The sequence below is a fragment of the Pyxidicoccus fallax genome (assembly GCF_012933655.1).
In the GTDB taxonomy this organism is placed as follows: Bacteria; Myxococcota; Myxococcia; order Myxococcales; family Myxococcaceae; genus Myxococcus; species Myxococcus fallax.
In genome coordinates, this window is record NZ_JABBJJ010000058.1 from 37472 (window position 1) to 46158 (window position 8687).

General features: G+C 71.6%; 8 protein-coding genes. 3 read left to right on the forward strand and 5 right to left on the reverse strand.

From position 1 onward, the window contains the following. Positions 1-77 precede the first annotated feature (77 nt). Positions 78-1652, forward strand: a complete 1575-nt coding sequence (locus tag HG543_RS15155) for a protein kinase domain-containing protein (protein ID WP_246357038.1) — start codon at positions 78-80, stop codon at positions 1650-1652. 54 nt (positions 1653-1706) lie between these two features. On the opposite strand, the gene HG543_RS15160 is transcribed toward HG543_RS15155, so the two are convergent. Then, positions 1707-2444 (reverse strand): SIR2 family NAD-dependent protein deacylase, encoded by a 738-nt coding sequence (locus tag HG543_RS15160; RefSeq protein WP_169345472.1) that lies wholly within the window; start codon positions 2442-2444, stop codon positions 1707-1709. Positions 2445-2548: 104 nt separating this feature from the next. Between HG543_RS15160 and HG543_RS15165 the strand changes: the two genes are divergently transcribed. After that, on the forward strand, positions 2549-3034 hold the full coding sequence (locus HG543_RS15165) for a free L-methionine (R)-S-oxide reductase MsrC (RefSeq protein ID WP_169345473.1): 486 nt from the start codon (positions 2549-2551) through the stop codon (positions 3032-3034). Between the two features lie 51 nt (positions 3035-3085). Here HG543_RS15165 and HG543_RS15170 read toward each other — a convergent pair whose 3' ends face one another. Beyond that, positions 3086-3997, reverse strand: a complete 912-nt coding sequence (locus HG543_RS15170) for a pseudouridine-5'-phosphate glycosidase (RefSeq protein WP_169345474.1) — start codon at positions 3995-3997, stop codon at positions 3086-3088. Between the two features lie 99 nt (positions 3998-4096). Between HG543_RS15170 and HG543_RS15175 the strand changes: the two genes are divergently transcribed. Further along, positions 4097-5008, forward strand: coding sequence for a DMT family transporter (locus HG543_RS15175; RefSeq protein ID WP_343073361.1), 912 nt, complete (start codon positions 4097-4099; stop codon positions 5006-5008). Positions 5009-5011: 3 nt separating this feature from the next. Here HG543_RS15175 and HG543_RS15180 read toward each other — a convergent pair whose 3' ends face one another. Genes HG543_RS15180 through HG543_RS15190 form a run of 3 tightly spaced genes read right to left on the reverse strand, consistent with a single transcriptional unit; the run spans position 5012 to position 8557 of the window. After that, on the reverse strand, positions 5012-6715 hold the full coding sequence (locus HG543_RS15180) for a sigma-54-dependent Fis family transcriptional regulator (protein ID WP_169345475.1): 1704 nt from the start codon (positions 6713-6715) through the stop codon (positions 5012-5014). Between the two features lie 55 nt (positions 6716-6770). Further along, positions 6771-7946 carry a DUF2314 domain-containing protein gene (locus tag HG543_RS15185; protein ID WP_171817793.1) on the reverse strand — a complete coding sequence of 392 codons (1176 nt, stop codon included), beginning with the start codon at positions 7944-7946 and terminating at the stop codon, positions 6771-6773. Then, on the reverse strand, positions 7943-8557 hold the full coding sequence (locus HG543_RS15190) for a deoxynucleoside kinase (RefSeq protein ID WP_169345476.1): 615 nt from the start codon (positions 8555-8557) through the stop codon (positions 7943-7945). Before HG543_RS15190 ends, HG543_RS15185 begins: the two co-directional genes overlap by 4 nt. Positions 8558-8687 lie beyond the last annotated feature (130 nt).

An 8687-nucleotide genomic window follows, 5' to 3' on the forward strand; every position in this document is an offset into this window, starting at 1 on the left:
CCGGCCAGAGTCTGCAGCTCCTCGGGCAGGTGCTCGATGGGCGGTACAAGATTGAGAGCGTCCTGGGCCAGGGCGGCATGGGCATGGTGTTCCGCGCCACGCAGACGTCGGTGCAGCGCCCGGTGGCGGTGAAGACGCTGAACCCGTCGCTGGCCGCGGCGCCGCAGTTCTTCGAGCGCTTCCGCCGCGAGGCCGAAATCGCCAGCCGGCTGCGCCACCCCAACGTCATCACCATCTTCGACTTCGGCCGCGCGCCAGACGGCACGTGTTACTTCGTGATGGAGCTCCTGCAGGGCGAGAGCCTCAAGGAGATCGTCAAGCGCGAGGGCCCCATGTCCCTGCGCCGCGCGGTGAACCTCATCGAGCAGGCCTGCCAGGGCCTGGCGCATGCGCACGCGGAAGGCTGCGTGCACCGTGACCTCAAGCCGCACAACATCATGGTGCAGCAGCTCAGCGGCAAGGACTTCGTCAAGGTCCTCGACTTCGGCCTGGTGAAGGCGATGGAGGCCGAGGAGGAGGAGCAGCTCACCTCCACCGGGCAGGTGCTGGGCACGCCGCAGTACATGCCGCCCGAGCAGGCCGGCGGCGAGGCCGTAGACCCGCGCTCGGACCTGTATTCGATGGCGGGCGTCCTCTACTACTGCCTCACGGGCAGCTCGCCGTACGGCGCGAACACGGTGCGCAAGGCGCTCACCGCGTCGCTCACGCAGCCGGTGCCGGCCGTCAACAGCAAGCGCCAGGGCGCTCCGGTGCCGGCCGCGCTGGATGCGTTCTTCAAGAAGGCGCTCGCGCCCGAGAAGGAGGACCGCTACCAGAACGCCCAGGAGTTCGTGGACGCGATGCTGGACACGGTGGCCGACCTGTCCCCCGAGGAGCTGGACGCGATGCCCAGCGGCGGCTCGGCGTCCACGGGCAACGAACGCGGCAGTGGCAGCAGGCCGGGCAGCCGCGCGGGCCGTCCGAACAGTGGAAGCGGCAGCGGCGTGCGGGCCTCTCGCGCCGGTGCGCCCGCGGTGGGCCGCGGCTCCACGCCGTCCAACGTCGTCGTCGCGCGGGGGCAAGGTGCGGCGGGCAGTGGCTCGTCGCCCAGCCGCGCGCGCCCCGCCGTGCCCCGGGCCGCGCCGCCTCCCGAGCCTCCGCCGCCGCCTCCCGAGCCGCAGGGCATGTCCACCGGCAAGAAGGCCGCGTTCGTCGCCGTGCCGCTGGTGCTGCTCGCCGTCGGCGTGGCGGTGGTGATGGGAAGCGGAGGCCCGGCGGCGCAGCCTTCCACGACGGAGACGCGCCGCGACGCCCAGGCCACGAGGCCCTCGACGGCCGCGGGTGCCAACGCGGGCACCGCGCCCGTGGCGGCCCAGGCCGTGAAGGTGTCCATCAAATCGAGCCCGGCCGGCGCCGCCATCCTCCTCGGAGGCAACCGGCAGGTGGGCACCACGCCGGTGACGCTGGAGCTGCCGCGCGACAAGACGCACGAGCTGACCTTCGAGCTGGCGGGTCACCAGAAGGTCACGCGCACGCTGGACTTCAGCCTCATGGCGGGCGACGCACAGACGGTGGACGTGACGCTGGAGCCGGTGCGCGCCGCCGCGCCGTCCCGCCCGGCCAGGCCCGCGAAGTCGGGCGGCGGCGGGCAGGACATCTCCATCTTCGAGTAGCCCCGCGCTCCCGCGCCGCCGACTTCAGCGGCCCGCCGCGCGAGGCCGGCCGTTTCACACCCGCTTCGCCAGCTTCGGGAGCACCTCGCCGCTCTTGCCGGTGACGTGGTGGTCGAAGCTGCTGGCGTTCTGCGGCGGGTCCAGGTTGACGAGCCACGTCTCCCCGCCCGCCTCGGACACCCGGTCGACGATGCCCGCGGCCGGGTAGACGGCGCCGGAGGTGCCCGCCGCGAGGAACACGAAGCGCCCGCCCGACGTGGAGCCCCTCAGCGCGAAGTCCTCGATGCGCTGCATGTCCGCTGGGTCCAGGTACTCACCGAACCAGACGATGTGCGGGCGCAGCTTCCCGCCGCAGTCGCCACAGGTGGGCACGGTGCCTTCCGGGTAGGCGGTGGTGTCATCGAACGGGGTCCGCTTGCACTTGCTGCAACGCGTCTTGAAGAGGGTGCCGTGCATCTCCACCACGCGCTGGCTGCCCGCCCGCCGGTGCAGGCCGTCCACGTTCTGGGTGGCCATGAGGAAGCGGTCGCCCAAGTGGCGCTCCCAGGCCACCAGCGCGTCATGGCCGGGGTTGGGGTGCACGGCGGAGGCCGCCGCGCGACGCTGCGAGTAGAAGCGCCACACCAGGGCCGGGTCCTTCACGAAGCCCTGGGGCGAGGCCACGTCCTCGATGGGGTGGTTTTCCCAGAGTCCGTCCATGCCACGGAAGGTGGGGACTCCACTCTCGGCGGAGACCCCGGCTCCCGTGAGGACGAGCAGCCAGGTCTTGGAGTCGAGGATGAGCTGTTCCATGGCGCGGCTCCCGTGCGGCGGAAAAGGATTCAGGGTATTGAGGGACGACGACATCGCCGGGGCCTGACGCCCCGACGAAGGTTCCCCTTTCGAGGTTCTCCATCATGGCGGAAGTCACCCTGGATCTGCGCGGCATGCCGAAGGCAGAGGCCTACGCGGAGTTGAAGCAGCACGTCCGTGCGGTGCTGGAAGGCATCGATGACCCCATCGCCGGCATGTCCACCATGAGCTGCCTGCTGCACCACGCCTTCGGCCACCTGTGGACGGGCTTCTACCGCGTGGTGACGCCGGGCAAGCTGCTGCGGGTGGGCCCCTACCAGGGCACGCTCGGCTGCCTGGAAATCCAGTTCGGCAAGGGCGTGTGTGGCACGTCCGCGGCCAAGGGCGAGACGGTGGTGGTGCCCGACGTGCACGCCTTCCCCGGCCACATCACCTGCGACGGGCGCTCGGCGTCGGAAATCGTCGTCCCGGTGTACGGGAAGAACCGCGAGCTCATCGCCGTGCTCGACATCGACTCCGAGCACAAGAACACGTTCGACGACGTGGACCGCCGCGAGCTCGAAGAGCTGATGAAGTGGTTCCAGCAGTAGCGCCGTCGTCAGGGGACGGAGCGTACTGGCCCCGCCCCCTGCCCGTACTGCTCAGGCGCCCCGGGCGTAGGCCACGGCGAGCTGCCCGGCGAAGCGGGCGTTGTTGGTGAGCAGCGCCAGGTTGGCCTTGAGCGTCTTGCCGCCGGTGCGCTTGGCCATCTCCGACAGGAGGAACGGCGTCACGGCCTTGCCACGGACGCCCTGCCGGTCCGCGTCGGCGAGCGTGGCGGCGATGTGCAGCTCCACCTCGTTGCGCGGCAGCGCGGTCTCCTCGGGAGGAGGCACGGTGTAGAGCAGCCCGCCCTGCCCGAGCGTCTCGAAGCGGGCCCGGGCGACGCGCGCGGCGGTGTCCACGTCGTCCACGCGGTGCTCCAGCTGGATGCCGGAGCCCCGGCTGTAGAAGGACGGCAGCTCGTCGGTGCCCACGCCGATGACGGGGACGCCGGCGGTCTCCAGCAACTCCATCGTCTTGGGCAGGTCCAGCACGGACTTGGCGCCCGCGCACACCACGGCCACGGGGTAGCGGGCGAGCGCCGCGATGTCCTGGGAGATGTCCCAGTGCTCGGAGGCGCCGCGGTGCACGCCGCCGATGCCGCCGGTGGCGAAGACGCGGATGCCGGCGGCGGCGGCCAGCTCACAGGTGGCGCTCACGGTGGTGCCACCGGAGGCGCGAGTGGCCACGGCGATGGCGAGGTCCCGCGAGCCCAGCTTGAGCAGGCGCTCCTTGCCCTCCGCGAGCCGGCGCATGGCCGTCTCCTCCAGGCCGATGCACACTTCTCCGTCCACCACGGCGATGGCGGCGGGGACGGCGCCCGCGCGGCGGACGGCCTCCTCGCAAGCGCGGGCGGCGGACAGGTTGTCCGGGTAGGGCAGGCCCTGGGCGACGACGCTCGTCTCCAGCGCCACGATGGGTTGACCGGCGTCGCGAGCGCGGCGCACCTCGTCCGAAAAGCGAAGGTCCATGGGCGCGGCTTTAACCCCGGGCGGCCATGCGGACAAGCGCCGCCAGGGGGCAAACGTCGGCTTGCACGCGCGTTCGCCGCGCCCTATGCCGTCGCCGCCGTGTCCACGTCCGCCGCTGCCGCCGCTCCCGCTCCCGCCACCCGGGCCTTCTCCGCCTCCGACCTGGCCATCATCGGCGTGGTCATCATCTGGGGCACCAACTACACGGTGGTGAAGGAGGCGCTGGGAGTCATTCCCCCGCTGGCCTTCATGTCGCTGCGCTTCGCCATCGCCGCGGTGGCCATGGGCGCGCTGCTGTGGCTGGTGGAGGGCTGGAAGCCGCTGCCCAGGCGCGTGTTCCTCAAGCTCACCGCGCTCGGGCTGATTGGCAACACGGTGTACCAGCTCTGCTTCGTGCTCGGGCTGGCGCACACCACGGCGGCGAACGGCGGGCTGCTGTCGGCGGTGACGCCGGTCATCGTAGCCGCGCTCGGAGCGATGCTGGGCGTCGAGCGCCTGACACGGCCGGTGGTGATGGGCCTGTCGCTGGCGGTGGTGGGCATGGTGCTCGTGGTGAGCGCGCGAGGCCCGGCGCTGGGCGCGGCGACGTGGCTGGGAGACGGGCTCATCCTGACCGGCTCGCTGTGCTGGGCGGTGTACACGGTGGGCATCCGCTCGGTGGGCACGGAGGTGTCCGCGCTGCGCATCACCGCCATCACCATGCTGACGGGCGCGCCGGGCGTGGTGCTCGCGGGAGTGCCCTCGGTCATGAGGATGGAGACCGCGCCCATTGGCTTCAACGCGTGGGCGAGCGTGGTGTACTCGGCGCTGGTGCCGCTGGTGCTCTCGTACTTCATCTGGGGCCGCACCGTGCAGAAGGTGGGCAGCAGCCGCGCGGCCCTCTACAACACCGGCATCCCCGTGGTGGCCGCCCTCACCGCCTGGGCCGTGCGAGGCGAGCGCCCCACCCTCCTCCAGGCCCTGGGCGCGGCCCTCATCCTCACGGGCGTGCTGCTCAGCCGGAGGAAGTAGTCCTCACCCGCGCCGGCCGCGCTCGATGGAGATGCCGTACTCTTCAATCTTCTTGTCCAGCGTGGGCCGGCTGATGCCGAGCAGCGCCGCGGCGCGGACCTTCTTCCCGCCCGCCTCGCGCAGCGCCTCGGCGATGGCGTCGCGCTCCAGCCGGGCCACTCGCTCCTGCAACGTCTGGGGCCCGGAGGCGGCGCCGCCCTCCTGGATTTCCGGTGGCAGGTGCAGCGCCCCCACCCGGCTCCCGCCGTACAGCAAGCCGAGCCGCTCCCCCACCAACTCCAATTCGCGCACGTTCTGCGGCCACGCGTAGTCCACCAGCAACCGGCGCGCCTCGGGGCCCAGCATGGGAGGCTCCTTGCGCAGCCGCCGCGCGGCCCGCGTGGTGAACGCCTCCAGCAGCGTCAGCACGTCCGCCCGCCGCTCGCGCAGCGGGGGCACCTCCAGCTCGAACCCCGCGAGCCCTCTGGCGAGCGACGCTTCCACGTCCCCCCGCGTGGCCAACAGCGGCAGCGGCGCCGGCGCGGTGGCCATCACTCGCACGTCCACCGGCTCCTCGCCACCCTGCCGCGCGGGAGCGGACCGCCGGGCCAACAGCCGCGCCAGCCGCTCCGCGGTGGGACGAGGCAGCGCCTCCACATGCTGAAGCAGCAGCGAGCCCCCATCCGCGCGCAGCAGCGCGGACGACACCGGAGGCTGCCCCGGCGCGCTGGCCCGGCCGAACAGCGCCTCCTCCACGGCCTCCTTCGGCAGCCGGCAGTCCACCGTCACCACCGGCCCCAGCGCCCGGGGCGAGCGCGCGTGGACGTGCCGCGCCAGCAGTGTCTTGCCCGTCCCCGCCTCGCCGTGCACCACCACGGGCGCCGCGCTGGCGGCCGCCCGCTTCGCGGCATCCAGCACCGCCCGCATCGGCCGGGACGCCCCTTCGGGAGCCAGCACCGGCGCCTCCGCCTCCGCCCGCGAGCGCACCGCCGTGTACGCCTCGCCTCCGAGCCGTCCCAGCGCGGCCAGCAACTGGCCCTCGCCCGCGGAGAAGGAAGGGTCGGCGCGAGTCACGTACAGCACGCCGAAGGGCATGCCCCCGGACGCCACCAGCGGCGCGCACATCTCATCCTCGCCCTGGACGAGCTCCTTGCGCTCCAGGGCCGCCTGGGCCATGGCCCGGGGCACCGTCAGCGCCTCCGCCCCCACCACCGACGCGGTGAGCAGGCCGGCGGAGCTACCCAGCAACGCCGCCGTCCGGTCCGCGTTGAGGGCATGGGCCACCTCGTCCGCGAGCCGTCGCAGCACCATGGCCTCGCTGGTGGCGCCCAAGAGCGCCGTGCCCGCCGAGTACATCGCCGCCGCCGTGCCCACGTGCGGCAGCACCTCTTCAATGGGCACGTGTCCGGGCGACGCCGGCCCACCGCCCACCAGCGTCACCGCCGGAGGCTCGAAGAGGGCCGTCGTCGTGCCCACGCGGACCTGGTCACCCGGCTGCAGCGCCACCTCGCCGGAGACGCGCTCGCCATTGACGAGCGTCCCGTTGCGCGAGCGCAAGTCGCGCAGCCACGCCTGCCCCTCGTGGAAGGTGATCATCGCGTGACGGCGCGAGACCTGATCATCCTCCAGCGGGATTTCACACGACGGGCTGCGGCCGATCGTCGCCTCCGTGAGCACCTCGTATCGGCGCCCCGCGGATGGACCGGTAAGCAGCAGGAGTGCGGGCATGATGGGGCGCGGAGCCTACCGTCCCGCCGGACGCGGGCAAGCGCTCCGCGGCGCGTCACATGGGTCGCTCTGCGTTCAGCAGCGCACGGATTTCCTGCTCGTCCAGCGTCCGACCTTCCCGGGTGATGGCGAGCGCGTTCACCTGGGTCTCATCCACCTCCACGTGTGCGCCCTTGCGCCACTCCGTGGTGTGCACCGCGCCATCCACCAGCTTGCCCACCACGCTGCCCTCATCCCGGGCCATGACCTCCAGCCACAGGTTCTCCACCACGGTGTTCCCGTCGGGGTGGGTGTCGAAGGGAGCGCGCACCAGGAAGGTGAGCGGCTCCATCAGCCCCTTGCGCTGGAAGCGCGCCAGGAAGGCGGGCAGCAGCGCCTGGGCCTCGCGGTGCATGGCCTGCGTCTGCTCCTCCGGCTCCTTCTCGAAGCGCTCACGGTACGGCGCCAGCAGCTGTGACGTGTTGTGTCGTCCCAGCGGGGACACCACGGAGAGGAAGAGCCCCTCGTGGCCCTCGAACGTCTCCAGCGGCACGCCCAGCAGGTTGGTGCGCGCCTCCTCGGACGGCACCAGCATGAAGGTCTGCCCCTCGCTGGTGCCCACCTGGGTGCGCAGCGCCGGCCCCTGCCCGAAGGCCAGGTCCGTGCACAGCTCGTGGAGGAAGCTCTCCGCCGCGAGCAGGTCCCCTTCCGCCAGGTGGAAGATCTCCAGGTCGCGGGCGCCGAACTTCTCCATGCCATGCGAGTGGACCCACAGCGGCGTGTCGCCCTCCGTGGCCTGCACCGCGTGCAGGTGGACATGGTCCCGGATGTCGAAGTCCAGCTCGGTGATTTCCACCACGTCGTCCGGCTCGTGCAGCTTGAAGGCGGTGACGTCCACCAGCACGCCCTGCACGTGCTCCAGCAGCGTGCGCACGGCCCACAGCGCCTCGAACACGGGCAGCGTGGGCTGCGGGCCTCCGGGCTCCACCGACAGCCGGTAGAACGCCTTGGAGCGCCCCAGCCGCTCGAAGGCCTCCGGGCTGCCGCTGAAGACCTCCTTGCTGAAGCGCGGCAGGTGCTCGGCGCCCACGGTCAGCCGGACCAGCACGTCCGAGCTGTCCGCCTTCAGCGAGAAGCCCTGGCCGTCCTCGTCCGGGGTGAACTCCACGTCATCGGTGGCGAAGGACGCGCGCAGCGCCTCGAGGGGCACCGGCCCGGCCTGCTCGATGGCCAGCAGGTAGACCTCAATCACAGGTGCTTCTCGATCTGACGGAACAGGTCCACGCGGTCCACCAGGTTGGTCAGGTAGTCGAGCTTGTCCGTGGCCAGCACGAGCACCGGCGACAGCCGGTACCCGTCGAACCACTCTTCATAGAGGGCATTGAGGCGCTGCAGGTAGCGGGTGGGAATGTCCTTCTCCATGGCGCGCCCCCGCAGGCGGATGCGCTCGCGGAGCGTCTGCACGGGGCAGCGCAGGTAGATCATGAGGTCCGGCGGTCGCAGCGACTCGGAGATGGTCTCGTACAGCTCGCAGTACGTCTTCCAGTCGCGCTTGTCGATGAGCCGCTGCCGGTGGAGGTTCTTGGCGAAGATCTCCGCGTCCTCGTAGAGGGTGCGGTCCTGCAGGACGGTGCCCGACGTGCGCTCCAGCTCCCGGTGCAGGCGGAACTTGTGCGTCAGGAAGAAGAGCTGCGAGCGGAACGCCCACGTCTTCATGTCCTTGTAGAAGTCGGCCAGATACGGGTTCTGGTCATTGGGCTCGAAGGACGGCGTCAGCCCGTACTTCCGGCAGAGGAAGGACGTCAGCTCCGTCTTGCCGGCGCCGATGTTGCCCGCGATGGCGATGAACTTTTTCCTGGCCACGCCACCCCTGCTTGTAACCCCGCCGAGCGGCGCGCACCAGAAACAACGTGTAGGTAGGACGTGGTAGAAGAAGTGCATGTCCCTCCACCGTCCCGCCCGCCGCGCGCCCGGTGCCGCCACCCTCCCGGGT

Excerpts from the sequence above, each read along its gene's own strand:
- HG543_RS15155 (WP_246357038.1), top strand. The coding sequence starts at position 78 with ATGGGCATGGTGTTCCGCGCCACGCAGACGTCGGTGCAGCGCCCGGTG.
- HG543_RS15160 (WP_169345472.1), bottom strand. The coding sequence starts at position 2,444 with ATGGAACAGCTCATCCTCGACTCCAAGACCTGGCTGCTCGTCCTCACG.
- HG543_RS15165 (WP_169345473.1), top strand. The coding sequence starts at position 2,549 with ATGGCGGAAGTCACCCTGGATCTGCGCGGCATGCCGAAGGCAGAGGCC.
- HG543_RS15170 (WP_169345474.1), bottom strand. The coding sequence starts at position 3,997 with ATGGACCTTCGCTTTTCGGACGAGGTGCGCCGCGCTCGCGACGCCGGT.
- HG543_RS15180 (WP_169345475.1), bottom strand. The coding sequence starts at position 6,715 with ATGCCCGCACTCCTGCTGCTTACCGGTCCATCCGCGGGGCGCCGATAC.